Origin of the sequence: Dyella psychrodurans (assembly GCF_003363265.1) — a bacterium.
GTDB classification, from domain to species: domain Bacteria; phylum Pseudomonadota; class Gammaproteobacteria; order Xanthomonadales; family Rhodanobacteraceae; genus Dyella_B; species Dyella_B psychrodurans.
Genome location: NZ_QRBF01000007.1, coordinates 197863 through 224722, shown reverse-complemented (window position 1 = coordinate 224722; position 26860 = coordinate 197863). Strand labels below are relative to the sequence as shown.

The window sequence follows — 26860 nt, the reverse complement described above, 5'->3', positions numbered from 1 at the left end:
TACGGGGCCTTTGTTTACAGGCTGCTAAAGTGCTGACAGATAGGGTTATTTATCCTTTACAGTCAGTTGGTTACGGGAAAACGACAGCCATCAGAGAATATAGCGGCTCAGATCCTCGTCCCGGACCAGGCTGCCGAGGTTCTTGTCGACATATTCGGCGTTGATAAGGTAATTTTCGCCGGATTTGTCAGCAGCTTCGTAGGAGATCTTCTCCAGAAGCCGTTCCATCACCGTATGCAGGCGGCGGGCGCCGATGTTCTCGGTGCGCTCGTTGACCTGGAAGGCCACCTCGGCCAGCCGGTCGATGCCCGTTTCGTCGAACGTCAGGCTCACGCCCTCGGTACCGAGCAGGGCCACGTACTGTTTGGTCAGTGCGTTGTGCGGCTCGCGCAGGATGCGCTTGAAGTCGTCGACCGACAGGGCCGACAGCTCCACGCGAATCGGCAGGCGACCCTGCAGTTCGGGAATCAGATCCGATGGCTTGGCCAGCGAGAACGCGCCGGACGCGATGAAGAGCATGTGATCGGTCTTGATCGGGCCGTACTTGGTCGACACCGTCGAGCCTTCCACTAGCGGCAGCAAGTCGCGCTGCACGCCTTCGCGGCTCACGCCGGCACCGCCCCATTCGGAGCGCTGCGCGATCTTGTCGATCTCGTCGATGAAGACGATGCCGTTCTGCTCGGCCGCTTCCATCGCCTGCGCGCGCAATTCCTCATCGTTGAGCAGACGTCCGGCTTCTTCCTCGATCAACAGCGGACGCGCGGCCTTGATCGCGAGCTTGCGCTTCTGCGTCTTGCCGCCGCCAAGGTTCTGGAACATCTGGCGAAGCTGCTGACCCATCTCTTCCATGCCGGGTGGCGACATGATTTCCACGCCGACATTCATGCTGACGTCCAGCTCGATCTCGCGATCGTCCAGCGCGCCTTCGCGCAACTGCTTGCGCAGCTTCTGGCGCGTATCGCTTTCGAGCGAGGATGCCGGTGCCGGGTCGTGGCTCCAGTCGCTCGGCGACTGGCGGCGCGGCAGCAGGGCATCGAGGATGCGGTCCTCGGCGCGGTCTTCGGCCTGCGTGCGCACGCGCTTCATGGCCTGCTCGCGCGTGAGCTTGTAAGCCACGTCGGCCAGGTCGCGCACGATCGATTCCACGTCCTTGCCGACATAGCCGACCTCGGTGAACTTGGTGGCTTCCACCTTCACGAAGGGCGCGTTCGCCAGCGTGGCCAGGCGTCGTGCGATCTCGGTCTTGCCCACGCCGGTGGGGCCGATCATCAGGATGTTCTTCGGCGTCACTTCCTCGCGCAATGCCGGTTCCAGCTGCATGCGGCGCCAGCGGTTGCGCAGCGCGATGGCGACGGCGCGCTTGGCGTCGTGCTGGCCGATGATGAAGCGGTCGAGTTCGTTGACGATTTCACGCGGGGTGAGTTCGGACATGAGGTCACCGGAAAAAGAGTGGATTGCTCCGTCCAACCGGCGCAGGCCGAAAGCGCTTGGCTGCGGCGACGCCGATCGTTGACGGTGTTACGAGAACAAGCTGCGGATTACAGCTCTTCAATCGTGGTGTTGTGGTTGGTGTAGATGCAGATGTCGCCGGCGATCTTCAATGCACGCTCGACAATCGCACGCGCATCGAGCTCGGTGTTCTCCATCAGCGCCAGCGCGGCCGATTGTGCATAGGGGCCACCGGAGCCGATCGCGATCAGACCGTGTTCGGGCTCGAGCACGTCACCATTGCCGGAAATCAGCAGCGAGGCTTCTTTGTCGGCGACGGCGAGCATGGCTTCCAGGCGGCCCAGGCGGCGGTCGGTGCGCCATTCCTTGGCCATCTCGACAGCGGCGCGGGTGAGGTTGCCGCCATGCTTGTCCAGCTTCTGCTCGAACAGTTCGAACAGCGTGAAGGCGTCGGCGGTGGCGCCGGCGAATCCCGCCAGCACGTCGCCCTTGCCAAGGCGGCGGATCTTGCGCGCATTGGCCTTCATCACGGTATTGCCCAGCGTGACCTGGCCGTCGCCGCCGATCACGACGCGGCCATGGCGGCGCACCGAGACGATGGTGGTGGCGTGGAACGATTCCATGGAGTTCTCCGAAAACAAGCCTAGCCCCGAAACGTGGGGCCGCAGCGCACAATTCCAAGACGCAGGGAGGGGGTCAGTGCCGCTGCCAGAGCAGCACCGCACCGGCCGCCACGGCGCACCACACCATCAGGGCAACGAGCAGGGCAGGCACCAGCGGCAAGCGGTCGACCAGCCAGTAAAGGCTGACCAGATAAGCCAGATAAGGCACCACCGCCCACATGCCGAACAGGATCGTCGCTTTCAGGTCCGCCGTGCCGCGTTCGCTGCCCACGATGTAGTGCGCCATCAAGGCAAATGTGGGAAACAGCGGCAGCAATCCGGCGATGTAGTAATTGCGCGTGCGCGACAGCACGCCGATCAGCAACACCATCAACGCACCGATCAGCGCCTTGAAAAGCAGGTTCACGGTGGAGCTGGAAACCATCACGTTCGTTTGCGCCGCGCGCGTGGATGCGCGGCGTCGTACACCTTGGCCAGGTGCTGGAAATCAAGATGCGTGTAGATCTGCGTGGTGGCGATGTCGGCGTGGCCGAGCAACTCCTGCACCGCACGCAAATCGCCGGAGGATTCCAGCATGTGGCTGGCGAACGTGTGACGCAACAAGTGCGGATGCACGTGTTTGGCGAAACCCTGCCGCATCGCGAGCGTTTTCATGCGCGCCTGCACGGTGCGCGGACTGATCGGCGCGCCATGACGGCCGCGAAACACCGGCGAATCCGCTTCGCGGCCTTCCGCTTCGCCCAACGCGCGCAACGCCGCGATCGCGTGACGTCCCACCGGCACGATGCGCGTCTTGCGTCCCTTGCCCAGCACGCGCACTTCGCCGGCATCCAGATCCAGATCCAGCCAGCGCAATCCGGTCAGCTCGGAAAGGCGCAAGCCGGAGGAATAAAAGAGCTCCAGCATCGCGCGATCGCGCACGCCCAAGGCATCGTCGCCCTCGCCTTCCACCAGCGCGGTGGCTTCATCGACGTCCAGCACCTGCGGCAGTTTGCGATGCACTTTCGGTCCGCGCACGCCGGCGAGCGGGTCGTGCGTGAGCAGGCCTTCGCGCGTCAGTTGCCGGAACAGGCTGCGGCACGACGAAAGCAGTCGCTGCAGACTCTTCGGCGACAAACCCCCGCGATGCTCCGCGGCGATGAAACCGCGCATGCGGTTGGGCATCAGCGTGTCGAACGAGGCGACCTGCTGCGTTTGCATGAAACGCAGCAATTTCGACAGATCACGGCGATAGCCGTCGATGGTATGCGCCGACGCCTTGCGTTCCGTGGCCAGCCGCGTGAGCCATGCGTCGACCTGGCCTTGAACGTCCACGTCGCCGCTCAGGCGCCGTCTTTCAGGCGTGCCAGGGATGCGGTCACGGTGGCGGAAATCATCTTCAGGAACATCGTGCCCATGCCCGGCTGGAAATGATCCGGATCGCGGCTTCCGATCGCCAGCAGACCGTATTCGCCCAGCGGCATCACGGCGACGGATCGGATCTCCGGTGCGTGCTGACCGAACAGGCGATACAGGCGCTCGGCGGAAAGCCGTCCCGATATGGGTTCGTGATGCGCGAGGAAATCGGCAAATTCGGGCATCGCCGCGCGGCCGCCCGGTTCGTGCAGCAGCCAGTCCGCGGGCGGCAGCGTCATGTCGCCGAACAGCACCAGGCGAACCTGGTCGGTGCCGAAGTCGTCCGACAGTTTGGCCACTACGGTGCGCGCCGCCACGGCCGGCGTATTGGCGCGCAGCACGGCCACGTTGAGATCGTGCACGCGCTGCATCAGGCGTTCGTTGTCCGCGGCTACCGCGGTCAGCTCCGCGAGCTTGCGCTCCAAGTCGCTGTTCTTGTCGCGCAGCGTCTGCAGTTGATAAGCCGCCAGCGAGGCTACCGCGCCTTGCTCGCGCGGCATCGTCAGCACCGCGGCCAGCTCCGGGTAGCTGCTGAGAAAGTCGGGATGGCGCCGCAGGTAGGCGGCCACATCGCTGGCTTTCAGCGTGTCATCGAGCAGGGCGTTGGTCATACGCGAAACCTCGAACCGGAATGGTGGGCGATGGATTGCCAGAGCCGAGTGTGCGATGGACGCGCCCGCGCATCAATCACCGCGTCGTCGATCCAGCCATTCGCCTTCGAACACGAATGTGGCGGGGCCGGTCATCCACAAGCGCTCGCCGGGCCCTTGCCAGTCGATCTGCAGGCTGCCGCCGGGCAGATCGACCTGGACCTGCGCGTCGACTTCGCCGCGCTGGCGCAGCACCGCGACGGCGGCGCAGGCGCCCGTGCCGCAGGCGAGCGTCCAGCCGGCGCCGCGCTCATGTACACGCAGGCGAACGTGTCGGGGGGTCACGATTTGTACGAATCCGGCGTTGGAACCTTCGCCGAAGCGTGCGTGTCCGGTCAGTGCGGGGCCGAGTCGCGACAACTCCGGCGCAGTCATCTCATCCACCGTCACCACGGCATGCGGGTTGCCCATCGAGACCGCGCCGATCTCCAGCGCCTGACCGTCTACATCCATCGTGTAGCGATCCGCGGCGTGCGGCGCATTGAACGGAATGCGTGGCGGATCGAAGATCGGTTCGCCCATGTCGACCGTCACGCGATGCGCGTCGACCAGGCGCACGGCGACCGGACCTGACGGACTCTGGATCTGCACAGTATCGCCAATATTCAACGCACCGGCCCGATGCAGCCATGCTGCCACGCAGCGCACGCCGTTGCCGCACTGTCCCGATGGCGACCCGTCGGCATTCCAGATGCCGTAATAGAAAGCGCTGACGCCGTCGCGCGCCGGCTCCACGCTCAGCAACTGATCGAAGCCGACGCCGGTGTGGCGGTCGGCCATCGCGCGGACGAGAGAAGGGTTCAGCGCCAGTGCGCCATCGCGGCTGTCGATCACGACGAAGTCGTTGCCGCTGCCGTGCATCTTGGAAAAACGCAGTGTCATCGCCTCAACCGAAACCGTCATCCACCGTTGAGCGGCTTGGTGGTGACACTGCTGGAACTGGCCGGCGCTTCTGCCGTACTTGCATGAGCGGGTGCGGCGGTCGAGGCCGTGTGTGCCGGCGCGGCAGCAGGCGCGGGCCTGGGTTCGGGCGGCGGCAGATACAGCGGACCTTTGTTGCCGCAGCCGGACAGCGCAGCGAAGGCGAGGCAAGCCGGCAGGAGAAGAATCGATCGGCGCATGATGCAAAGTCCTCGGGGAACGGCCGCAGTATAGCCAAGCGGCCCGGATCTGACCGCGCCGCGGGTATCATGCGCACCTGACCGCAAAAGGATGTGCGGCACGTGGAGTACCCGATGAACTGGAACGAACTACTACGCTTACCTGCCACCCTGCTCGTCATCCTGGCGGCGGTGGTTTTGTTTGTGGCGCTGGTCCAGCTGATGGCGGCGCGCCAGCATGTGCTGGCGCGCCGCCCCCTTGCTGCCAGCGGTCATGCGCTGCTGCTGGTGATCTTCACGGTGCTGGGATTGTTTCTGGCCGGCATCGCCATGTCGCTGCGCGGCTATCGCTTCCTCAGCGAAGAAGAGCCGGTGGTGCAGATCGACTCGCGCATTCTTTCGCCGCAGCGCTGGGCGCTCACCCTGACCTGGCCGGACGGCGCGACCCGCAACGTGATGCTTGCCGGGGACGACTTTCGCGTCGAAGCCGTCGTGCTGAAGTGGAAGCTGCCCGCCATGCTGGCGGGCTTGCCGCCGCTGTACCGGCTCGATCGCGTCTCCGGGCGCTACGACGATGCATCGCAGGAGATGAACGCACCGCGCACGGTGATCGACTTCAACCGGGCCGGGCAGAGCGATCTGCTGGATCTGCGAAAACAGTATCCGGGCTGGGTGCCCGAAGTGGACGCCTTGTTCGGCAGTGGCGTTTTCCTGCCATTGGTCGACGGCGGCCACTACAGCGTGAGCCTGATGCGCACGGGTGCATTGGTGGCCCGTCCCGACGATGCCACGCAGCAGCGCATCGGCCAGCCGCTGGGTGGCTGACCCTGCACTCGCCACGTCGCCTAACTGTCGATAAATCGCAAGAATTCCCGTTTCTTTTGTGTCATGCCGCGATGCTAGATTCGCCCCACCATCAACCTGCATCCGCAGACGAAAAGGGGAGACACGCATGAAACGTTTCGCATCCGCCGCCTTGCTCGCCGGCCTAACCTTGGTTGCCACCGCCGCGATGGCGCAGCAGCAGCCGGTTCGCGACGTCAGCGGCAGGCACCATCCGAATCTTGCCCGTGCGCAGCATCAGGTCGATGAGGCCTACCGGAGCGTCGTTGCCGCGCAACAGGCCAATGAATTCGATCTGGGCGGCCACGCGCAGCGCGCCAAGGAACTGCTCGACCAGGCCAATATCGAACTCAAGAAGGCGGCTGAAGTCTCCAACGAAGACCACGAGCATCACTGATCGCGGTACGACGGTGGAGCAAGTTCAAAGGCCTCCCGCAAGGGAGGCCTTTTTCATGCCAGTGATTTCTCGAAACGGTAGGCGTCCGAACCGTCTTCGTAAAACCCCTTCAGCACCGGACCGATGCGTTGATAGCCCAGCCGCTCGTAGAGGCGTACGGCGCTGTGGTTGTCGGTGCGCACTTCCAGCCGCACGGCATGGCCGCGGCGCTGGCGAGTAGCGGCCTCGACGGCTTCGATCAGCGCCGTGCCCACGCCTTTGCCGCGCGCTTCGGGCAGGCTGGCGATGGAATACAGCCGCGCCACGCGGCTGCCCTTGCGGAAAAACACCAGCGCCGTCCCCAGGAAGCGGCGATGGTTGGCGCTGGCGACCAGCACCCGCGCGGTATCGCTGTCGAGGTGACGGCGATATTGGGCGCGACTGATCTGATCGTGATCGAAGGTGGCTTGTTCCAGCGCGACCAGATCATCGAGATCGGAAAGTTCGGCTCGGCGCACCCGCACGGCGGCGGTTGCTGGCGATGGCGTCATCAATGGGCTCTCGTTAGAACGCGCTGGCGGCGGGCCTGGCGCGGGTTGCCAAAAGTTCTAGAAAGCAAGGGTTTCGAGTAAGGGCGGCACTGTAGTGCAGAGCGCGCTGGAAAGCATCCGCTGCGAGTCATCCGGAAGCTCTCCGGGAGCATCCGGGCGTCCTGCGTTTAGTCGAGCTTCAGTGCCCGCCCTTGTGCACCCAGCGTCTGTGCATGACACTGCGCCCTTGCGCTGCGCCGCCTCGTTCCCCTACGCGACGACGTCTCTCCCGCCGGTCCACCTGAGGTGTCATGACCCGACTCGTCATCGTCGTCGAGAAAGCTTCCGATTGGGGCTCCTACTATCCGTCCGTCGACGTGGTCAGCGCGATGGATTACCTGCGCGAACCGGTGGGCGGTGACGACGAACGCACCCATGTGATCAACCTGTGCCGCAGCTACAAGTACCTGGGCACGGGCTACTACGTGTCGCTGCTGGCGGAGGCGCGCGGGCATCGCGTGATGCCCTCGGTGCGCACGGTGAACGATCTGCGCCGCCGCTCGCTTTACGGCCTGACGATCGACGACCTCAACGCCAAGCTCACCCACTTCCTGCCGGCGGGCGGACGCGACACCACCGACTTCGGCACCCTCGTCTACTTCGGCGAGACCGCCTACCCTGCACTGCAGGATCTGGCGCGGCAGGTGTTCGAAATGTATCCCTGCCCGCTGCTGCGCATCGAGTTCGAGCGCGAGCGCGTGTGGCAGATTTCGTCGATCAAGCCGGTGGGCCTGCATACGCTCGACGATGCGCAGGAAGACGCCTTCGCCGCCGAACTCGACCGCTTCTCCAAGAAGCTGTGGCGTAAGCCTCGCGCAAGGCGGCTGTATCGCTACGACCTTGCCATGCTCGTCGATCCGAACGAAGCGATGCCGCCGTCCAACAAGAAGGCGCTCAAATCCTTCATCACCGCCGGCAAGGAACTGGGCATCGAAGTCGACCCGATCGGCAAGAACGACTATCAGCGCCTTGCCGAATACGACGGTCTCTTCATCCGCGAAACCACCGCCAGCGACAACCACACCTACATCTTTGCGCATCGCGCAGAGCGCGAAGGCATGGTGGTGATGGACGATCCCAGTTCGATCCTGCGCTGCACGAACAAGATCTTCCTCAACGACCTGATGGTGTCGCGCAAGCTCGCCGTGCCGCGCACGGAGATTCTCTATCGCGACGACACCAAAGGCCTGAGAGACGTCGCCGCCAAGCTCGGCTATCCGCTGGTGCTGAAAATTCCCGACGGGTCGTTTTCGCGCGGCGTGGTGAAGGTGCAAAGCGAAGACGAGCTGGAAAAAGCCACCAGCGAACTGTTCCAGCACAGCGCGCTGCTGCTGGTGCAGGAATTCGTCGCCACGGAATTCGATTGGCGCATCGGCGTGCTCAATCGCGAACCGCTGTACGCCTGCAAGTACTACATGTCGCGCGGCCACTGGCAGATCTACAACCATGGCGCGAAAGGCGCGGCGAAAACCGGCAGTTCCGAAACGATCCCGATTCGCGACGCGCCGCCCGAAGTGGTGAAGCTCGCGCTCAAGGCCACCAGTGCAATTGGCGATGGCCTTTACGGTGTCGACCTCAAGCAAGTGAGCGACAAGGCCGTCATCATCGAAGTGAACGACAATCCGTCCATCGATGCGGGCGTGGAAGACGCCTATCTCGGCGAGGATCTCTACCGGCGCATCATGCAGGAGTTCCTGCGGCGCATGGAACGCAAGCGCTTGGGCATCACCGCCTAGGGTTTTCCGGCTCGTGCATCCGTGCACGAACCGGAATCGTGTGCGCATTCCCTCGCGCTGTCGCCGGCCAGCGACCACTCCATTCAGGCCGACAGACATCCCTTTGCGCAGCACTCCGGCCACGCAGGCTCCACTGCCAGGCGGATGAACTTTTAATTCCAGATCAGGTGTTGCGCGGCGCGGCGACGCGAACGGCGCAAGGCAAGCAGTTGTCGCGGCAGCGCGGGTTCAAGCGTCAGCGCAACGGCCAGCGGTGCGCATAGCAGCCAGAACATCGGCGCCCAACCGAACAACTCGGTATGTGCCGGCACCAGCGTGCTCAGCAGCAACAAACTGCCGACAAACAGCCATGCCAACGACGCTGCCAGCAGTCGAGCACGGCGATGGGTATCAATGATCGGTTGACGCATGAGAAGGCTCCGTGTCGGGCGTGGACAGAGCGTGCCGGTCGCCGATCTCACGGACTGCGATTGCGCCGAAACTTCCCCACCTGCGAAGCAGGGAAGGGTCGGGAAGCCGAGTCCCCGATGGCAAGTACAATGGACGGCTCCGCAGGAGCACCACATGTCCCGACCCAGCCAGTTCGCCGTATTCGGCCACCCGATCGCGCACAGCCTTTCGCCGCGCATCCACCAGGCGTTTGCGCAGCAATTCGGCATCGCACTGGAATACCGCACCATCGATGCCGCGCCCTCGGTGTTCGCCGATGCCGTCCGGCATTTCTTCAGCGAAGAACAAGGGCGTGGCGCGAACGTGACCTTGCCACACAAGTCGTCCGCGTTCGCGCTCGCGGATGAGCGCACGGAAGCGGCCGCGCGCGCAGGCACGGCCAATGTGCTCACGCGTCTGGCCGATGGTCGCCTTGCCGCGCACAACACCGATGGTGCCGCGCTCGTGCGCGATCTCACCGACCGGCATCGCCTCGATCTGCGTGGCCATGACACGCTCTTGCTGGGTGCCGGTGGTGCCGCGCGTGCGGTGGCCTGGTCGCTGTTCGAGGCTGGCGTGCAAACGCTCACCATCGTCAACCGTTCGCCTGAAGCCGCCGATGCCTTGGCCGATGCCATCGGCGAACCGGCGCGCGTGCATACGCGCTACTGGGAAGATCTCGGCAACATCGGCAGCTTCGACCTGATCGTCAATGCCACCTCCGCCGGCACGCTGGGCCAGGCGCTCACCTTGCCGCTCTCGCTGGTGGGATCGCGCGCCGTTTGCTACGACCTTGGCTATGGCGCATCCGCGTTCGGTTTCCTCGCCTGGGCACGCGCAACCGGTGCGCTGCATGCCTACGACGGTCTCGGCATGCTGGTGGAACAGGCAGCGGATGCGTTTCAGCTATGGCATGGCAAGCGACCCGATACGGAACCGGTCTACAAGTCGTTGCGCACGCAAGGCGCTTGAGCATGGGCATGGCGTGTCGCGTCGGCTGCGGTGCATGTTGCATCGCGCCGTCGATCAGCTCGCCCATTCCAGGCATGCCCGACGGCAAGCCCGCGGGCGTGCGCTGCATCCAGCTCACGGACGACCATCGTTGCGCCATCTTCGGCGACCCGCGTCGCCCTCAGGTATGCGTGCGTCTGAGGCCCGAGCCTGTCATGTGCGGAACCGGCCGCGAGCATGCGTTGCGCTGGCTTTCGGAGCTGGAAAAAGCGACTCGCGCCACCTGAATATCGGTGCTTTCAAAGTTGCCTGTCATTTGGCATGTCTAAATTTTGGATCGTGCTAGGTTGGGCGGACAGGGGGCACCACTCGCGGGGGTTAGCGTATGTTGCCGAAGGGGAAGTTCAGTCGTTGCCTGGCTGCGGCCGGGCTCATGTTGTGTTTTGGCGGCGTGGCGCAGGCCGCGCCGGATAACAGCAGTCCAGTCGGTTCGACCAACGTCACGGTGGCCGACCCCACAGTGCCGCGCCCGCCGGGCCAGCCCTGCGTGGTGCAGCTTTTCAGCAATGACACCTTCAACGATTACAGCCCGCGGCCCTTCAGCTATACGCCGCCGGCGGGTTGCGGCACGAAGTGGGCCAAGGTGGTGCTGGAAGGCGATTTCTCGGTGACCGCGGGCATCCAGTACGACCGCACGGCCACCATTTTCCTGGCCGGCGTGAACCTCTATTTCGGTACCACGCAGGAGCCCGATCCCACCGAAGCGCAAAGCTGGCACGTGGAGCGTGACCTTACCGATTACACCGCCTTGTTCCGTAACGCGGGTCAGGGCCAGGTCTTCATCGGCAACATCGTCAACAGCACATATACCGGCGTGATTCACGGCAGCGCACGTTTGCTGTTCTATCCCGCATCGGCGGTTGCGCCGGCGGCGAAGGTGCCCGATGCGGTATATCCGCTCGGCAGCGATCCCGTCGGCAGCACGGTGGCGTTGAACAATTCCAGCAGCCAGCTCGCAGCAACGCTGACGCTGCCGCAAAACGTCGAGCGCGCCTATCTGGATGTTTTCACGCAAAGCCAGAGCAACGACGAGTTCTGGTACACCTGCGTGCCCAATCAATACGCGGCGGAAACACAGGAATGCGGCGGCGGCAATTTCCGCGAGGCTGAAATCAGCATCGACGGACAACCGGCGGGCGTCGCACCGGTCTATCCGTGGATCTACACCGGCGGCATCGACCTGTTCATGTGGGAACCGACACCCGGCGTGCAGACGTTGAACTTCATGCCTTATCGCGTGGACCTCACGCCGTTCGCGGGCCTGCTCAGCAACGGTTCGCCGCATCAGATCGCATTGAGCGTACAAGGTGCCAACAGCTACTTCTCCGCCACGGCATCGCTGCTGGTCTACCAGGATGCGCACGCATCGCAGGTGACCGGCGCACTGGTGCGCAACACCCTCGTCAACCAACCGCCGAACCCCACGATCGGCAGCACGCTCAGCCAGGATTCGTCGGGCAATGTCACCGGCGATATCACCACTGACCTGAGCCGCCACTTCATTATCGAAGGCTATGTGAATACCTCGCACGGCCGCGTCGACACGAAGGTCGATCAGACGGTGTCGTTCGCCGATACGCAAGGTTTCAACATCACCTCGTCCACCTATGGCCAGACCAGCGACCAGCTCACCAAGGTCGATGGTGTCAGCCGCAGCACCGTCAATGGCTTCCTGAGCGGCCAGTTCGACGAGCACTACCGCTATCCGCTGCACGTGGATGTGGGCGAGACCTTCGAAACGAGCGGCGACATCAGCATCCTGACCACGGTTCGCCAGGGTTACGAACAAAAAACCTCCCTGGGACTGGACGGCCTCACGCTCTATAGCGCCGAGGTGCGCAACCACGTGAACGCCGGCGACACGCTCGTGTTGAACTCGAGCTTCCAGATCGCCAGCCACAGCGGCCAATACAACACGCAAGACTTTGCGTTCCATGACTCGCTCGGCGGTTGCTACCGCAGCAGCGTGACCACCACCAACGACACGGTCACTGCTTATAGCAGCGGCAAGGGTTGCCCCGGCGGACAAAACCGGGTGTTCTGGTTCACCCATCCGGATGGTTCGCCCTACAACGGCAACACCTTTCTTGGCTGGTAATTGAACAACCGGCGCCGCCGCGGATAGCTGCGGCGGCACCGGCATGCTAGCTTTGTCGGTACCTGACCCTGCATGTTTCGTTCCACGGAGTCTTTACCGATGCGTACCCGTTTGCTCGCACTTTCCGTCCTTGGCGTGGTTGTCGCGCTCAGTGGCTGCCATCACGCCACGCGTCCGGATGGCACACGGGTCGACAAGAAGGGCGTCAACGACCTGGCAGGCTTCGAGTCGTTCATCGCCACGCATCCGACCGCCGATCAGTTCAAGAAGATGTATCCCGGCGTGGTGCTGATGCTGCCGGGCATGATCAGCACCATGGAAATCCGCTACGACAACAGCCGCTTCTTTCCGCAGTTGGACAAGGACGGCCACATCATCGGCGGCGACTTCCACTGATACATGACGAAGCTGTCATATTCGACAGCCTGAGTCATTTTGCTGACATGTTGGATGACTAACCTGACGCGATAGCAGCAATACGCTTCAGTACGGGCGGTTGCTTCCGAAGTCCCCGTCATCGTGCAGGTGTCATGTCATCTTCCATTTCCACCGTGCCCGGCCGGCGCGGTTTGCTTCTCGTGTCGCTCGCCGCATTGCTGGCGATTGCCGGTGGCGTTTTCTGGTATGCGCATGCTTCGATAGGCAGCAAATCCACGGGGCACACCGCCAACGATGGCAGCGACGTGGGCATCATGCTTGGCCTGGCGGACAGCGCCTATCAGGAAAAGCGCCTGCTCGCGCCGGTGGGCAGCAACATGTACGAGTTCTACTTCAGCGTGCTCCAGCTCGATCCGAACAATTCGACCGCGCTGGAGCGCCTGCGCGACATGTTCAAGCCGGCCTGCGACGTCGTCGAAAACACCATCAATGGTGGCGACCTCGACGAGGCGCAGCGCGAGTTGTCGCTGCTGCGCATGTACGATCCCCACAACTACAAGCTGGCGCTGCTCGGCAGCGTGCTTGACGCGCAACGCGTGATCGAGCGCCGCAGCCACGAAGCCGAGGCTGCACGCATTCAGGCTCAACAAGCGGCGGGTGGACAAAGCGCCAACTGACCGACAGTGCCGTGGCAAGACCGCAGCTGATGCAGGGCGCTGCTGAAAGCGTGGCAGCAACACGCAGAAATAAACGACATTCCGAATTTGCTCCTCCCCCTGCTTGCAGGGGGAGGCTGGGAGGGGGTCGCACGCGCCTGCCTCGACGCAAGATTGCCTAACCCCTCCCCAACCCTCCCCTGCAAGCAGGGGAGGGAGAAAGTTCAGCCGGCAAGGTAAGCGTCCTTCAAGCGCACATAGTGATCGGCGGAATAGTGCAGCTGTTCGATCTGCTTGTCGGTAAGCAGGCGCACGCGCTGGGCCGGATTGCCCAGCCATAGCTCACGCTCGCCGACCACTTTGCCGGGCGGCACCACGCTGCCGGCGCCGACAAAACCGTATTTCTTGATCGTGGCGCCGTCGAGCACGGTGGCATGCATGCCGATCAGGCAGTAATCCTCGATCGTGCACGCATGAATCACCGCGGCATGACCGATCGTCACGCCCTCGCCGACGATGGTGGGAAAACCGCCGGGCGAATAAGGGCCGTCGTGCGTCACATGCACGACCGTGCCGTCCTGCACATTGCTGCGCGCACCAATGCGGATGTAATGCACGTCGCCGCGCAGCACCGCGCCGGGCCAGATCGAGACATCGTCGCCCAGCACGACATCGCCGATCACGGTCGCGGCCGGATCGACATAGGCGCGGGCACCCAGGGTGGGCGTGATGCCCTTGTAACTGCGTATGGCGTTCATGCGCGCATTCTATCCGCTGGTCGTAAGGTTCTCGTTGCCGGACGACGACCCTTCGCGTTCGCGCGCCTCGAGCACACGCATGGCTTCCCGGTAACCCGATTCCACCGCCGACCGCCAGTCTTTCCAGTCGAGCATGCCGACATGTTCCAGCGGCGGCGTGATCAGGAGATCCGCGCGCTCGATGCAATGCACGCTGGTCTCCTCGCTGTTGACCATGGCCGCGCGCGTCAGCGTGGAAACAATGCCGGGCCAGCCCGTGCCGCGGCGCTGGCGCATCCACAGTCGCCACCAGGGCGGCGTGGCGAACTCCTCCGTCTGCGCGCGCAATTCGATGTCGGCGCGAATCGCCACTGCGGTGATGTGCGCGATGCCATCCTCGGCCATCACATCGGTGGGAAGGTTGTCGACCAGCGCGCCGTCCACGTAGACCTGCCCGTGATGCAGCACCGGCGGCAGAATGCCGGGAATCGAACTCGTCGCGCGCAGCCACAACCACAACGGCCCATGCCTGTGCACCACGCGTCCCTGGCCGGAAAGATTGGTCGAGACGCAGAAGAACGGCAGCTCCAGATCCTCGATGTCCAGCGCGCCGAAAGCGCGTCGCAGCATGATCGCCGCACGGCGCCCGCGCGTGAGCGCCACGAACGGCAGCGTCCAGTCCGACAACGGTTTGCCGCGCACGAAGGCTTCGTAAAAGATGCGCGTCATTTCGTCGGTGTCCCACATGTTGGCGACGCCCGCGCCGATGATCGCGCCGATACTCGTGCCGCCGATCGCATCGAATGGGTGCCCGGCCTCGCGCAGCGCGCGCAAGGCACCCAGGTGCGCCAGCCCGCGCGCGCCACCGCCCGCCAGCACCAGGCCGCGACCATGGCCGCTGATGAGTCGCGCGATGCGCGGAATATCGCCCTCGCCGCAAATGTGGTGATGCTGTATCTCGCCGCTGAATTGCGCGCGCCAGCGGCGCGCGGAACCCGGCAACACGCGATGCGCGGCATGCATCAGCAATAGATGGCGTGGTCGATGCCGCACGCGCGCGGGATGGCCCGGCGCGGCTTCCGGCCAAGGTCGTGCTTCCTGTGCCGCCAGCGCGGGCAGCAACAGCACGTCGGCCTGGCGCAGGCAGCGCAAGCGCCACGACGCATCGCCCGTGCTGTCCAGATAGATCACGAAGCGCACGTTCGCCTCGCGCTCGGCGAACCAGTCGCTGCCGCGGTTTGCGCCGTGTTTGGCGTCGATCACCGCGCAGCTGCCGAACGATTCCAGCGCCTGCGCCAATTGCATGGCAAGGCCGCGCACCGGCACGCCGTTGTCGACCGGCAGAATCGCGAAAGTGCGCGGTTTGTCCGGTGGCTCGACGTGGCGCTCGCGGCGAACCAGCCGGTCCATCGCCTGCCTCGCCACGTCGAGCATGGCGCGAGGATGCCGTTCGATCAGATGCTCGAATACCTCGCGATCGAGCCGCAGCAATTCCGAGTCGCGCAACGCGCGCACGTTGTAACGAAACGCCTCGCCGCTGAGCAGGCTGATTTCGCCCACGCAATCGTCCGCGGAAATCTGGCGGATCAGATCGGTGGGGCCTTCGAAGACGCCGAGGCTTCCGCTGCGGAGCAAATACAGGGCTTCGGCCGTTTCGCCGACGCGGATCAGGTATTGCCCGCCAGGCAGGCAGATCCACTGCAAGTTGCCAGCAAGCGCAGTCCGTTGCGCGTCGTTCAGATGCGCAAAAAGCGGAATGCGACCGATCAGGGCGGGGACATCGGCAGGCAGCATGCGCACGATGGTACGACGCCGGCGATGGCGCCGTCCGCCTTGCCCGCATGGGATCTCGAATGTGACGTCTTCCGGCTTGATTTCGATGCGTGCCGACAGCACCCTGTCAGGTCAGAAGGAGTACCCATGAGCCACGACAATCCCCTGTTGGCCGACGACGCCCTCCCGGCGTTTTCGCAGATCCACCCCGATCAGGTCACCCCGGCGATCGATGCCCTGCTGGCCGAGAGCCGCGCCGGCATTGCCGCGCTGACGGTACCGGGCGCGCAGCACGATTTCGCGTCGGTGATGCTGCCGCAGGAGCGGATCGAACAACGCATCGCGCACGCATGGTCGCCGGTATCGCATCTGCATTCGGTGGCCGACAGCGAAGCGCTGCGCAAGGTCTACGGACCGGCCGAAGAAAAGCTCACCGATCACGCGCTCGAAGTCGGCCAGAACCGCGACCTTTATGCTGCCGTGCAGGCCGTGGCCGATGCACCGGGATTTTCTGCGCTGTCGCGTCCGCAACGCGCCTTGGTCGAACACGCGCTGCGCGATTTCAAGTTGTCGGGTGTCGCGCTGGAAGAACCGGCGCGTTCGCGCTTCCGCGAAATCGGTGTGGAACTGAGCAAGCTGTCCACCGAATTTTCCAACGCCGTGCTCGACGCCACGGACGCCTGGCACGAGCACATCACCGACGAGCGCGATATCGCCGGTATTCCCGAATCCGGCCGCGCGGTGTTGCGCCAGTACGCCAAGGACAAGGGGCTCGACGGTTATCTCGTCACGCTCAAGCAACCGAGCGTGCAGGCGGTGATGAGCTACGCCGACAACCGTGGCCTGCGCGAGCGCGTCTACTGGGCCTATCAGACCCGCGCCTCCGACCAGGGCCCGGATGCGGGCAAATACGACAACACCGCGCGCATCGAGCAGATCATGGCCTTGCGCCATGAAGCCGCGCAGCTGCTGGGCTTCGCCACCGCCGCGGAAGAATCGCTGGCGACGAAGATGGCCAGCGCACCGAACGACGTGCTCGCGTTCCTGCGCGATCTCGCTGCGCGCGCAAAGCCCGTTGCGCAGAAAGAACTCGCCACGCTGCGCGAATTCGCATCGAACGAACTCAAGCTCGACAATCTCGAAGCGTGGGATGTCGGGTACGCATCGGAAAAGCTGCGCCAGAAGCAATACGCGCTGGACGAAGAACAGCTCAAGCCCTACTTCCCGCTGCCCGCCGTGATCGACGGCCTGTTCGGTCTGGTGCATCGGCTCTATGGCATCACGCTGCGTCCACGCGACGGCGTCGACGTCTGGCATCCGGACGTTCGCTACTACGACGTCGTCGACGCGGATGGACGCATCTTCGCCGGCGCCTACATCGATCTCTACGCGCGCAACGGCAAACGCGGTGGTGCATGGATGGACGTGTGCCGCGCGCGTTTCGACGATGGCGCGCAATCGCAGTTGCCGGTGGCGTTCCTTACCTGCAACTTCGCGCCGCCGACCGAGGGACGCCCGGCACTGCTCACGCACGACGACGTCCTGACGCTGTTCCACGAATTCGGCCACGGTTTCCATCACCTGCTCACCGAAGTGCCCTTGCCTTCCGTCGGCGGCATCGACGGCGTGGAGTGGGATGCGGTGGAACTGCCCAGCCAGTTCATGGAGAACTTCGGCTGGAACCGCGAAGCGCTCGATCTCTTTGCCAAACATTGGCAAAGCGGCGAACGCCTGCCCGATGAACTCTTCGAGCGCATGCTGGCCGCGCGTCACTTCCATGCCGGTCTGTTCCTGGTGCGCCAGCTCGAGTTCGCGCTGTTCGACTTCCTGCTGCATCTGGAGTACGACCCGGCGAAGGGTGCGCGCACGCTGGATGTCCTGGAGCAGGCGCGCAGCGAAGTGGCGGTATTGCATCCGCCGGCCTGGCAGCGTTTTCCGCACGCCTTCAGCCACATTTTCGCGGGTGGCTACGCGGCCGGCTATTACAGCTATCTGTGGGCGGAGCTGCTCAGCGCGGATGCTTTCGGTGCGTTCGAGGAGCACGCCGCCAACGGCGGCAGCGTGATCGACGCTTCCACCGGCGGGCGCTTCCGCCACGAAATCCTGGCCGTCGGCGCCAGCCGTCCCGCTCTGGAAAGCTTCGTCGCATTCCGTGGCCGCAGACCTGAGCCCGACGCTCTTCTGCGCAGCCACGGACTCGCCTGAACGTCCCGAGCCTCCCCTGCGCAGCAGGGGAGCGCGCTTTGCCGTACTTACACACGGGTACCAAACAGGATCACAATCGGGCAAAAAGCTCTGCCAGTATGCTGGCCGGTAGCGCGATACTGCCGAACCAACAACGCTGTGGATTGGAGAGTCTGTGATGAACGCCATCACGCACCTGCCGCCCGAATGGCAAAAATGGATCCGCGAAAACCTCGCACGCGGCTGCGCACCGCAATCGCTGATCGACGACATGGTGCGCAATCACTTCGACCCGGTATTCGCGCGCGCCGCCGTCAACGGCGTCATGACCGACAGCGCCCCCTTGGCGCCAGCCTTCGAGGCGCTGCCCAGGGTTGCTGCCGGTTACGTCTACGAAAAGCCGCGCCTTCCCGCCGGCAATCTGATCCGCACATCCGATCGCGACGTGCGCATCGTCACGCGCGTGAAACATCCGATGATCGCCGTGCTCGACGGCGTGCTGAGCATCGAGGAATGCGACGAACTCATCCGCCGCTCCGCCGACAAGATGCATCGCTCCACCACCGTGGACCCCATCAGCGGCAAGCACGAAGTGATCGCCGATCGCAGCAGCGAAGGCACGTTCTTTCAGATCAACGCCGATCCCTTCATTGCCCGCCTCGATCGCCGCATCGCCGAAGTCATGAACTCCCCCGTCGATCACGGCGAAGGCCTGCAGGTGCTGCATTACGGGACAGGCGGCGAATACAAGCCGCATTTCGACTACTTTCCGCCGGAAGAACCGGGCAGCCACGTGCAGATGACCATCGGCGGCCAGCGCGTGTCCACGATGGTGATGTACTTGAACGAGGTCGAAGAGGGCGGCACCACCATCTTCCCCGAGATCGGCCTGGAAGTCGTGCCGAAAAAAGGTTCAGCCGTCTATTTCGAATACACCAACAGCCACAACCAGCTCGACCGCCTCACCTTGCACGGCGGTTCGCCCGTAACGCGTGGCGAAAAGTGGATTGTCACAAAGTGGATGCGCCAGCGGCGATACGGGGAGTCTGCAGCAGGCTAAGCAGGCGTTTGGCTTTCTGCAGTCGATGTGTCTGTGTCTGTCTTTTGTTGATTACTTGGGTGAGCCGGTGTTGAAAGCCGCCTTGAAGCCCGGCCAAAATTGGTTAGCCCACTGCTTCATTTTCTCAAGATAGGCGAGCTTTTCCGGGTAACGACCGATATTTGCGCGGGTCCAATCTGTATCGGCGGCTGAAATTGCATCGTTTGATTTGATACCGGCGGCATCAGGACTGAACAGGTAAGAAACCTCAAGGACGCCCCACTTTTCCGTTCGCGTCATTCGTATCCTGAGGAAATCCTGCGAATAGCTCACACCCTTTGCGGCGAGATCTCCTCCCACGGCGCGATCAAGCCGGTCTATTTTCACGGTCGAATCAGCCCATTGCCGCAGTGGCGGCGTAAAGAAACTATTGATGAGCCAGCAGGCCTGATGTCCATCGGGATCCGTGGCTTCGGGAGCTGCATACAGGTCAATACGATCTTCGCCATTGCACCCGCTGAGCTTAGGCGGAAACCCTGCAACAGGCGGATTCACCGTGTGCAAGGCCGTAACCCTGGCACCGCCGACGAGCTGCATGTTCCGGACCTGTCCCAAGAAAACGAGTTCACCCATTGCTTGAGGCGATTTGTAGTGGGCACTGGAGAGAATGACCCAGTTCCCGGCAGGCAGTGGCACCTTGTAACCATCGACGTTGACCGAGCCGCTATAGCTTCGCCCGCCTAATGCGCTATCGAGCTCGCCCGGCTTGGTGGCGTGGCCAGGGGTAGCCAGCGACAGGCTCGCGGTTTGCACTTTCGGTGCAGCAAGCGGCTGACTGGCTGCACCGGCTGTCGTTGAAGTAGCGGTGGCAGGCGGTGGTGCAACGACAACGCCCTTTGATACATCGCCATTCGTTTGCGGTGTGTATGAAGCTTGTCCGGAGACTCCTGCAGGTGGGGAGGCGGGCTTATCGGGTGTTTTGTGGGAAGAAAGAACACCTATCAGAGTCAGCACGGCTGCCAACATGCCGCAAAAACGCCACACCGCCGCACGTTGCCACAAGCGTTTGAAGGTGCCGAAGGGCGTTTCGGGAATGATGGAACTCATGACTCCGCTCTCGCCACGACGCGGCCGCCCTCCGCGACCAGCGCGACGCGGGTGAATCCCTTTTGTTTCGCTTCAATCAGCGTATCGGCGATCGACTCTTCGGCAATACGCACCAGGTCGCGCGCCGAAGCGGCCGTACCGAGTCGTCCCTGACGGCGCATCATGTCAAAGAGTAGTTCTGGATCGATGCCACCAAGGCTTACATCCAGCCCATAGCCCTTGATCATCGCCTCGATCTCAAGCGCGGTGACGCGCGCGACGTCCAGACCCGAAAGCGGCTTGAAGACAAAGATGCGGTCGATGCGATTGATGATCTCGGGCGCGAAGCCGGACTCACGCAACGCATTGGCGGATGTACGCCGCAATTCATCCGGATCGTTGGCGTGCAGATCACTGAATGACTGCAACGCTTCCGTTGCTGCATTGGTGGTCAGGATGAATATTGCTTGCGTTGTTGAAATCTGTTTGCCGTCCGATGCCTCGGTGACGAAACCATCGTTCCACGCGGTGAGAAAGTTCTTGTGCACATCGGGGTGCGCTTTTTCGATCTCGTCGAGTAACACCACCGCATCGGGTGCATCGCGCAGGCCGGCGGTCAGTTTCCCGTAGACATCTGAACCGACATAACCCTTGGCTGAGCCGAACAACTGCGTTGCGGCATGGCCACCGCTCGAGAACTGCGTCATATCGAAATGCAGGAGTTTGCGCTGCAACGCATTGCTCAGGCATTTGGCCAGATAGGTCTTGCCGGTTCCGGGCGGCCCGGCAAGCAAAAACACGCCGACGGGCTTGCCTCGTTGTTTCAGGGCCAATCGCCTGCGGATCTGTGCTGCCATGTCGTCGCAAACACCATCCTGGCCAATGACTTTGCTTTTAAGCGTAATCGCCAGTTGCTCGGCGTCGATGAAAACGGCTTCCGGTTGCCCGGCGAGTTTCGCTTCCAGCGCCGCACGATTCGTCAGACGGTCAAGTATGTCCATGATCCAGCCCCCATCATCTGTCTCGGGATCCACGACGCGTTGGCGTTCGCGGAAATACCCCATGAAAAACACCATCCACAACACTGCGGCTAAGCCCATTTCCCACCATGCGTACGTATGCAGGAAATCGGCAGTTCGTGAGACAAATCCATCCAGCGCGCTGCCGCTGGGCGCATGCTGCAACCAGAATTGGGCGATGGATACGGCAGCGATCAATAGGAACGCCACGGGCATCAGCCGCGTAGCCAGGGATGTGAGCCAACGCATTAATTCATCCTCACCTTCAGCCCCAATTCCTGCCCTTCGCTCATGATCGGGAAGATGGCCCTCTCACTTCCCGAGGCTAGTCCAACCGTAATGCCGCCACCGTCGCCATCACTCACGCCGGTTACCTTGATAACCCCATCGGCAGGCACTGGCACGGCAAAAGTATCGCCCTTCTTGGTGAGGCGCACTGTGCGGGAATAACCCTGGCTATCGAGGCGAACGACATCGCCGTCTTCGACATCGGTATCCCATAGCGTGATCCAGACCAGCCGTCGACGCCGGGTTTGCTGCGGTTTTGCCGCGGGTTGCGGGGCCTGTTGCTGTACAGGAGAAAGGCTCTGGGAATCAGGCGTGCTTTGAGGCGATGGATTTGCATCATCGAGGTCGGCCCTCAACGCCTGTGCTGCCGCCGGATCCAGATGCATGCCCTGGATGGCCTTGTCGACATCGCCTGCGGCGACGGGGACCAGGTCCAGTGGCGGCAATGCGTGAAAAGCTTCAAGACGCGCTTGCGCATCTGATTGCGTAACATCGTCGCCCAGAGGCGACGCGACGTCGGACAGCATGTATGCGCCAACCCCCATCGCGCCCGACAAAAAAAGGGTGGCCAGCAGCGACCGCGCAACGACAGCAAGCGTCCGCGATCGCATGCCTTTGCTTTGAGATCCAGGCGTCGTTGCTTGGGGCGATCTGGTTTTTCCGTTCATCATGCAACCCCTGACTTGCGTGATTGAACCTGCGATGCGGAAACCTTGGCGTCCCACATCAGTCGTGAAGCTTTATGGCGAGGCTCTCGATGAAGTCGTTCGACTCAATTCAGTTTAGTTCGCGGGCCTCGCGCCAGTTTCGGATTTACTTTGGCGGCATCCACAGTGATACCGGGAATGCTCTTTTCCACGCGGACGATGCCGATGTGCTGAACAAACCCGATGAAGCCGGGATTCACATCCTTGCGATTCGCATCCATGCGCACATTTTTCGCTTCAAATTTGAAATTCAAGCTAAGTGCCCAAAGCCCCTCGCTGATATCCTGCTGCTTGATAAGCGACGTCACCACTTCTTCGAAACTGAAGGTGTATTGGCTTGCGTTGGCCATGTTTGCTTTCAACCGGGTATGAGGGGATCAACTTTAGCGCGAAGTCCAACTTGGACAACGAATCATTACCACTGCTTGTTACAGTGATCTTGCTCAGTGGCGGCTGCGCTGGCAAGCCACCGCCGGCACCTGAGTGTTGATGCTAGGTCGCATTTTCTTACAGAGCCGAAGGCATCAATGCCCCATGCATCGACGCCTTTGGTTTGGATTGACTTACAGCAGGCTCTCAGCCATGCGCACCGTCCGCCACCAGGTGGTAATGCGTGGCGACTTCGATTTCCTTCTTCGAACCGAGGAACACCGGCACGCGCTGATGCAGGCCGGTCGGCTGCAGATCGAGGATGCGCTCGCGACCGGTGGTTGCCGCGCCGCCGGCCTGTTCGACGATGAAGGCCATGGGGTTGGCTTCGTACATGATGCGCAGCTTGCCGCCCTTGCTCTTGATCTTCGCGTCGAGCGGATAGAAGAACACGCCGCCACGCGTGATGATGCGATGCACGTCGGCCACCATCGATGCGACCCAGCGCATGTTGAAGTCCCTGCCGCGCGGGCCGTCCTTGCCGGCCAGCAATTCGCCGATGTAGCGCTGCATCGGCGGTTCCCAGTGGCGCTGGTTGGACATGTTGATCGCGAATTCGCCGGTCTCTTCCGGAATGAGGATGTCGCGGCGGCTAAGCGTGAAGCTGCCCACTTCGCGATCGAGCGTGAACTCGTGCGTGCCGTGACCGAAGGTGAGCACCAGCACCGTGGCCGGACCGTACACCACATAACCCGCCGCGAGCTGCGTGGTGCCTTTCTGCAGGAAGTGTTCGGCCTTCGGTTCGGAAATGCCATCGGGGCAACGCAGCACCGAGAAGATCGTACCGACTGAAATATTCACGTCGATGTTCGAGCTGCCGTCCAGCGGATCGAACAGCAACAGGTGATTGCCTTTCGGATACATGTCCGGAATCGGTTGTGGATCTTCCATCTCTTCCGACGCGCAGGCCGCAAGCTGGCCGCCCCAGGCGTTGGCTTCGAGCAGGATCTCGTTGGAGATCACATCCAGCTTCTTCTGCGCCTCGCCCTGGATGTTGCCGGTGCCCGCCTCGCCCAGCACGCCACCGATGGCGCCCTTGTTGGTGGCCACGGCAATGCGCTTGCAGGCGCGCGCCACCACCTCGATCAGCAGGGAGAGTTCGGCATTCACGCGGCCGGCGCGGCGTTCCTCGATCAGGAACTGGATCAGCGAAATGGGTTTCATGGCGAATGTGCAGGCAAAGGGATAGCCATTTTCCCGGGTCCGCCCGGCGGATGCCAGCGGCCTGTCTGAACTGGTCGTCAGGCTCTGCTGACAACACGTTGGCAGTAGGCGGCGCGCAGACTCACAACATCGAAAAGGGAGGGACGATCCATGCGCAATACGGTTCATGTGCTGGTTTTTGACGGTTTTGCCGATTGGCAGGTGGCGCTGGCGCTGAGCGAAATCCGCCGGCCGGGCGACTGGGAGGTCCGCACCGTGGGCTTCACGCGCGAGCCGGTCATGTCGATGAGCGGGCTGCAGGTGCTGCCGGATGAAGGCGTGAATGAGCTCGATGTGGACGCCGTCGCGTTGCTGATCCTGCCCGGCGGCCACCTGTGGCGGCCCACCCGGATGGATCAGGTTGCCGCCATGGCCCGTCGCGTTCACGCGGCCGGCGCACCGGTCGCGGCCATCGATGAGGGCGTGCTGGCGGTTGCGCATGCCGGCTTGATCGACCGCTGCCGGCACACCGGCAACTGGGCGGGTCAGCTTCGCCGCGAAGTGCCGGGCTATGCCGGCCACGACCAGTACGACGCGAATGTACTGGCGGTCAGCGACGGCGGCGTGATCACGGCCAGCCATCTTGGCAGCATCGAGTTCGCGCGCGAAATCATCCACACGCTCGATCTCTACAGCCGCAGCGATCGCGAGTACTGGTACCGATTGTTCAAGCACGCCGTTCCGCCGCCGTGGTTTCCCGGCGTCGCCGTCGAAACGATCAAGGCAGCCTGAGGAGAGGGTCATGAAAGATCTGGTGAATCGTGTCTTGATGGCGTACCGGCCGCTTTATCTTCGCGGCCTGTTGATGGATGGCCAGTACCGTCCGCCGCAGCCGCAGAAAGCGCCGCCGGCGAAGGGGAAAAAGCTCATCCATCTCACGCCTGCTTTCCAACCCGGGCGTAGGCGCGTGTTGATCGCTACCGCAACGGCGGCAGCCGTCGGGGCGTGCGCGCACCCGGTGCTATCCGCGAACGAGGAAGCCCCGGCAGAGCCGATGGACGAATCGCGCGTCCACCGAAACAAGTAACCGCACAGAACAAACAAACCATCGTTGCCGTTTCAACGCTCGTCACGCAAGGACTACGACCATGCAAAAGACTTATCACGGAAGCTGCCATTGCGGCGCGGTAAAAATCGAAACCGATATCGATTTTGCGAAAGGCACCGGGCGTTGCAACTGCTCGATCTGCGCCAAGACGCGGCAGTGGGGCGTGATCGTCAAGCCGGATGCGTTTCGCCTGATCAGCGGCGAGGCGGATCTGAGCGACTACCAGTTCGGCTCGAACAGCATGCATCACCTTTTCTGCAGGCATTGCGGCGTGCGCCCATTTGGCAAAGGCCACCTGGACGTGCTCGGCGGCGACTTCTACACCGTCGCCGTGGCATGTCTGGACGACGTCGAGCCGTACGAACTGATCGAGTCGCCCATGCATTTCAGCGACGGTCGCAACAACAACTGGCAGAACGCGCCTGCCGAAACCAGGCACCTGTGACTTTCCCGTGACGGAGGAAATCATCATGCATTCGACTATCGCCCACCTCGACCGAAAAGTGATGTTTTTCCATGCGCCCAACAGCCGGTCTGCCGGCACGCTCGCATTGCTCGAAGAACTGAACGCCGATTACGAACTGCATTTGATCAATTTCAAAACGGGCGAACAGCGTCAGCCCGCGTATCGCGCGATCAATCCGATGGGCAAAGTGCCGGCAATCCGCCATGGCGATGCGCTGGTTGCCGAACAACCCGCGGTGTTCATCTATCTGGCCGACCTCTTTCCCGAAGCAGGTTTGGCGCCGGCGATGGGCGATCCGTTGCGTGGTCCTTATTTGCGCTGGCTGGTCTATTACGGATCGTGCCTGGAGCCCGCGATGATCGACCGTTCGCTAAAGCGCGATCCTGCAACGCCATCGGCATCGCCCTATGGAACCTGGGACGACGTGCTGAACACGATCAACGCGCAGCTGGCGCAGGGACCTTATCTGCTTGGTGAGCGATTCACGGCGGCCGATGTGTTGTGGGGCATCGCGCTGGATCGGGTCACGGCGTTCAAGCTGGTGCCTGAAACGCCGCAAATTCGCGCTTACGTCGACCGTGTGCTTGCCCGTCCCGCGATGCGCCGCGCAGCGGCGAAGGACGCCGATTGGGCCGCCGAGCAGGCCGCGTTGGCGTAACGAGTCAGTCGATCATGAAGCGCGTTACCAGCTTGCTTATGCCTGTCTCACCTATCGCGACGCCATCGCGTGACTTTGGACGCTGGCTGTCGCGGTCTCGGTGGGCGATCATCTACGGATGCGCCGCGCCGACCGACTCTTCCTCATCATCAACGCCTTGCGCGGTCGCCGTACCGCGCTGCAGGCGCGTCAGCTTGCCGAAACGCTGGGCGTGTCGCTGCGCACCGTCTATCGCGATGTGGCCGACCTGCAGCTCTCGGGCGTACCGATCGAAGGCGAAGCCGGCGTCGGTTACGTGCTGCGCAAGGGCTCGGACATTCCACCGCTGATGTTTACCGCCGACGAACTCGAATCGCTGGTGGTCGGCACACGCTTCGTGCGTGCCTTTGCCGGCGAGAAGCTCGCCGCCGGTGCGCAAGCGGCGTTGGTGAAGATCGAAGCGGTGCTGCCGCCGGAACTGCGCGAACGTTCGTCGCGCACGCGCATCTACGCGCCGATCTGGCGCGATGAAGAATCCGTCGCCTTTGCCGCACGCATCGATCAGCTGCATGCGGCGATTGAAGCGCAGCGCGTGCTGCGCCTGTTCTATAAGGATGAAGTGGGTCACGAAAGCGAGCGCGAGGTCGAGCCGTTGTGCCTGGCGTTCTGGGGCGGCAAATGGACATTGGGAACGTGGTGCCGCCTGCGCCGCGATTTTCGCAACTTCCGTCCCGACCGCATCGAGCGGTTCGAGGAGACGGGCGAAGTGTTCGAGAGTGCGCCCGACCGCAATCTGGCGTCGTACCTGCAGGCGATGCGCGGTTATTACTCCGGGTTGGAATGACGACGTAAAAGAAAACCGCTCCACGTAGTCCACCCTTTCCTCACCGCCGACGACTTCAGGTACCCT

At 62.8% G+C, this 26860-nt stretch carries 31 protein-coding genes; 15 read left to right on the top strand and 16 right to left on the bottom strand.

The window, feature by feature from the left end:
* Positions 1 to 90: 90 nt before the first annotated feature.
* From hslU to lptM, 7 genes are all read right to left on the bottom strand, one after another.
* On the bottom strand, positions 91 to 1431 hold the full coding sequence (hslU, locus tag DWU99_RS17640; protein WP_115479389.1) for an ATP-dependent protease ATPase subunit HslU: 1341 nt from the start codon (positions 1429 to 1431) through the stop codon (positions 91 to 93).
* Between the two features lie 107 nt (positions 1432 to 1538).
* Positions 1539 to 2072 (bottom strand): ATP-dependent protease subunit HslV, encoded by a 534-nt coding sequence (gene hslV, locus DWU99_RS17635; RefSeq protein WP_114825171.1) that lies wholly within the window; start codon positions 2070 to 2072, stop codon positions 1539 to 1541.
* 73 nt (positions 2073 to 2145) lie between these two features.
* Positions 2146 to 2496 (bottom strand): GlpM family protein, encoded by a 351-nt coding sequence (locus tag DWU99_RS17630; protein WP_199535848.1) that lies wholly within the window; start codon positions 2494 to 2496, stop codon positions 2146 to 2148.
* A complete protein-coding gene (xerC, locus tag DWU99_RS17625; protein WP_115479388.1) occupies positions 2496 to 3386 on the bottom strand; it encodes a tyrosine recombinase XerC in 891 nt (296 codons plus the stop codon). Before xerC ends, DWU99_RS17630 begins: the two co-directional genes overlap by 1 nt.
* 8 nt (positions 3387 to 3394) lie before the next feature.
* Complete coding sequence (locus DWU99_RS17620; RefSeq protein ID WP_115479387.1) at positions 3395 to 4078, bottom strand: DUF484 family protein; 684 nt, start codon at positions 4076 to 4078, stop codon at positions 3395 to 3397.
* Between the two features lie 72 nt (positions 4079 to 4150).
* Positions 4151 to 4999: a diaminopimelate epimerase gene (gene dapF / locus DWU99_RS17615; protein WP_115479386.1), complete on the bottom strand. Its 849-nt coding sequence runs from the start codon at positions 4997 to 4999 to the stop codon at positions 4151 to 4153.
* Between the two features lie 17 nt (positions 5000 to 5016).
* The gene (gene lptM / locus DWU99_RS17610) at positions 5017 to 5238 is read right to left on the bottom strand and encodes an LPS translocon maturation chaperone LptM (protein ID WP_115479385.1); all 222 of its coding nucleotides are present in this window, start codon (positions 5236 to 5238) and stop codon (positions 5017 to 5019) included.
* 114 nt (positions 5239 to 5352) lie between these two features.
* On the opposite strand from lptM, the gene DWU99_RS17605 reads away from it, so the two are divergent.
* Positions 5353 to 6042, top strand: a complete 690-nt coding sequence (locus DWU99_RS17605) for a hypothetical protein (protein WP_115479384.1) — start codon at positions 5353 to 5355, stop codon at positions 6040 to 6042.
* 127 nt (positions 6043 to 6169) lie between these two features.
* Positions 6170 to 6457 carry a hypothetical protein gene (locus tag DWU99_RS17600; protein WP_115479383.1) on the top strand — a complete coding sequence of 96 codons (288 nt, stop codon included), beginning with the start codon at positions 6170 to 6172 and terminating at the stop codon, positions 6455 to 6457.
* A 53-nt stretch (positions 6458 to 6510) separates the two neighbouring features.
* Here the strand turns inward: DWU99_RS17600 and DWU99_RS17595 are convergent, their stop codons facing one another.
* Positions 6511 to 6987 (bottom strand): GNAT family N-acetyltransferase, encoded by a 477-nt coding sequence (locus tag DWU99_RS17595; protein ID WP_115479382.1) that lies wholly within the window; start codon positions 6985 to 6987, stop codon positions 6511 to 6513.
* Between the two features lie 290 nt (positions 6988 to 7277).
* On the opposite strand from DWU99_RS17595, the gene DWU99_RS17590 reads away from it, so the two are divergent.
* The gene (locus DWU99_RS17590) at positions 7278 to 8762 is read left to right on the top strand and encodes a RimK family protein (protein ID WP_115479381.1); all 1485 of its coding nucleotides are present in this window, start codon (positions 7278 to 7280) and stop codon (positions 8760 to 8762) included.
* A 152-nt stretch (positions 8763 to 8914) separates the two neighbouring features.
* On the opposite strand, the gene DWU99_RS17585 is transcribed toward DWU99_RS17590, so the two are convergent.
* Positions 8915 to 9172, bottom strand: a complete 258-nt coding sequence (locus DWU99_RS17585; RefSeq protein ID WP_115479380.1) for a hypothetical protein — start codon at positions 9170 to 9172, stop codon at positions 8915 to 8917.
* Positions 9173 to 9326: 154 nt separating this feature from the next.
* Here DWU99_RS17585 and aroE point away from each other — a divergent pair, with 154 nt between their 5' ends.
* From aroE to DWU99_RS17560, 5 genes are all read left to right on the top strand, one after another.
* The gene (aroE, locus tag DWU99_RS17580; protein WP_115479379.1) at positions 9327 to 10163 is read left to right on the top strand and encodes a shikimate dehydrogenase; all 837 of its coding nucleotides are present in this window, start codon (positions 9327 to 9329) and stop codon (positions 10161 to 10163) included.
* Between the two features lie 8 nt (positions 10164 to 10171).
* Positions 10172 to 10429: a YkgJ family cysteine cluster protein gene (locus DWU99_RS17575; RefSeq protein WP_147292962.1), complete on the top strand. Its 258-nt coding sequence runs from the start codon at positions 10172 to 10174 to the stop codon at positions 10427 to 10429.
* A 98-nt stretch (positions 10430 to 10527) separates the two neighbouring features.
* Positions 10528 to 12300, top strand: a complete 1773-nt coding sequence (locus DWU99_RS17570) for a peptide-N4-asparagine amidase (RefSeq protein ID WP_115479377.1) — start codon at positions 10528 to 10530, stop codon at positions 12298 to 12300.
* A 99-nt stretch (positions 12301 to 12399) separates the two neighbouring features.
* A complete protein-coding gene (locus DWU99_RS17565; RefSeq protein WP_115479376.1) occupies positions 12400 to 12696 on the top strand; it encodes a hypothetical protein in 297 nt (98 codons plus the stop codon).
* Between the two features lie 134 nt (positions 12697 to 12830).
* Entirely contained in the window at positions 12831 to 13355 is a 525-nt protein-coding gene (locus DWU99_RS17560; protein WP_115479375.1) for a hypothetical protein, read from the top strand.
* A 203-nt stretch (positions 13356 to 13558) separates the two neighbouring features.
* Here DWU99_RS17560 and DWU99_RS17555 read toward each other — a convergent pair whose 3' ends face one another.
* A complete protein-coding gene (locus DWU99_RS17555) occupies positions 13559 to 14092 on the bottom strand; it encodes a gamma carbonic anhydrase family protein (protein WP_115479374.1) in 534 nt (177 codons plus the stop codon).
* Between the two features lie 9 nt (positions 14093 to 14101).
* Entirely contained in the window at positions 14102 to 15967 is a 1866-nt protein-coding gene (locus DWU99_RS21410) for a patatin-like phospholipase family protein (RefSeq protein WP_325048479.1), read from the bottom strand.
* Between the two features lie 24 nt (positions 15968 to 15991).
* Between DWU99_RS21410 and DWU99_RS17545 the strand changes: the two genes are divergently transcribed.
* Together DWU99_RS17545 and DWU99_RS17540 are read left to right on the top strand one after the other, a co-directional pair.
* The gene (locus DWU99_RS17545; RefSeq protein ID WP_115479373.1) at positions 15992 to 18049 is read left to right on the top strand and encodes a M3 family metallopeptidase; all 2058 of its coding nucleotides are present in this window, start codon (positions 15992 to 15994) and stop codon (positions 18047 to 18049) included.
* A 157-nt stretch (positions 18050 to 18206) separates the two neighbouring features.
* A complete protein-coding gene (locus DWU99_RS17540; RefSeq protein WP_115479372.1) occupies positions 18207 to 19088 on the top strand; it encodes a 2OG-Fe(II) oxygenase in 882 nt (293 codons plus the stop codon).
* 51 nt (positions 19089 to 19139) lie between these two features.
* Here the strand turns inward: DWU99_RS17540 and DWU99_RS17535 are convergent, their stop codons facing one another.
* The 5 genes from DWU99_RS17535 to DWU99_RS17515 form a co-directional block, all read right to left on the bottom strand.
* Positions 19140 to 20174 (bottom strand): hypothetical protein, encoded by a 1035-nt coding sequence (locus DWU99_RS17535; protein WP_147292961.1) that lies wholly within the window; start codon positions 20172 to 20174, stop codon positions 19140 to 19142.
* Entirely contained in the window at positions 20171 to 21370 is a 1200-nt protein-coding gene (locus tag DWU99_RS17530; RefSeq protein ID WP_199535847.1) for an AAA family ATPase, read from the bottom strand. The genes DWU99_RS17535 and DWU99_RS17530 overlap by 4 nt, the downstream gene beginning before the upstream one ends.
* Positions 21371 to 21420: 50 nt before the next feature.
* Positions 21421 to 22128: a hypothetical protein gene (locus DWU99_RS17525; protein WP_147292960.1), complete on the bottom strand. Its 708-nt coding sequence runs from the start codon at positions 22126 to 22128 to the stop codon at positions 21421 to 21423.
* A 104-nt stretch (positions 22129 to 22232) separates the two neighbouring features.
* On the bottom strand, positions 22233 to 22517 hold the full coding sequence (locus tag DWU99_RS17520) for a hypothetical protein (protein ID WP_115479369.1): 285 nt from the start codon (positions 22515 to 22517) through the stop codon (positions 22233 to 22235).
* Between the two features lie 226 nt (positions 22518 to 22743).
* Positions 22744 to 23760 (bottom strand): class 1 fructose-bisphosphatase, encoded by a 1017-nt coding sequence (locus DWU99_RS17515; protein WP_115479368.1) that lies wholly within the window; start codon positions 23758 to 23760, stop codon positions 22744 to 22746.
* A 150-nt stretch (positions 23761 to 23910) separates the two neighbouring features.
* Between DWU99_RS17515 and DWU99_RS17510 the strand changes: the two genes are divergently transcribed.
* The 5 genes from DWU99_RS17510 (at position 23911) to DWU99_RS17490 (ending at position 26794) form a co-directional block, all read left to right on the top strand.
* Entirely contained in the window at positions 23911 to 24531 is a 621-nt protein-coding gene (locus DWU99_RS17510; RefSeq protein ID WP_115479367.1) for a DJ-1/PfpI family protein, read from the top strand.
* Positions 24532 to 24541: 10 nt separating this feature from the next.
* Positions 24542 to 24826: a hypothetical protein gene (locus DWU99_RS17505; protein ID WP_115479366.1), complete on the top strand. Its 285-nt coding sequence runs from the start codon at positions 24542 to 24544 to the stop codon at positions 24824 to 24826.
* A gap of 61 nt (positions 24827 to 24887) precedes the next feature.
* Entirely contained in the window at positions 24888 to 25292 is a 405-nt protein-coding gene (locus tag DWU99_RS17500; RefSeq protein WP_115479365.1) for a GFA family protein, read from the top strand.
* Between the two features lie 25 nt (positions 25293 to 25317).
* Complete coding sequence (locus DWU99_RS17495) at positions 25318 to 25971, top strand: glutathione S-transferase family protein (RefSeq protein ID WP_115479364.1); 654 nt, start codon at positions 25318 to 25320, stop codon at positions 25969 to 25971.
* A 118-nt stretch (positions 25972 to 26089) separates the two neighbouring features.
* The gene (locus tag DWU99_RS17490; protein ID WP_115479363.1) at positions 26090 to 26794 is read left to right on the top strand and encodes a helix-turn-helix transcriptional regulator; all 705 of its coding nucleotides are present in this window, start codon (positions 26090 to 26092) and stop codon (positions 26792 to 26794) included.
* Positions 26795 to 26860: the final 66 nt, after the last annotated feature.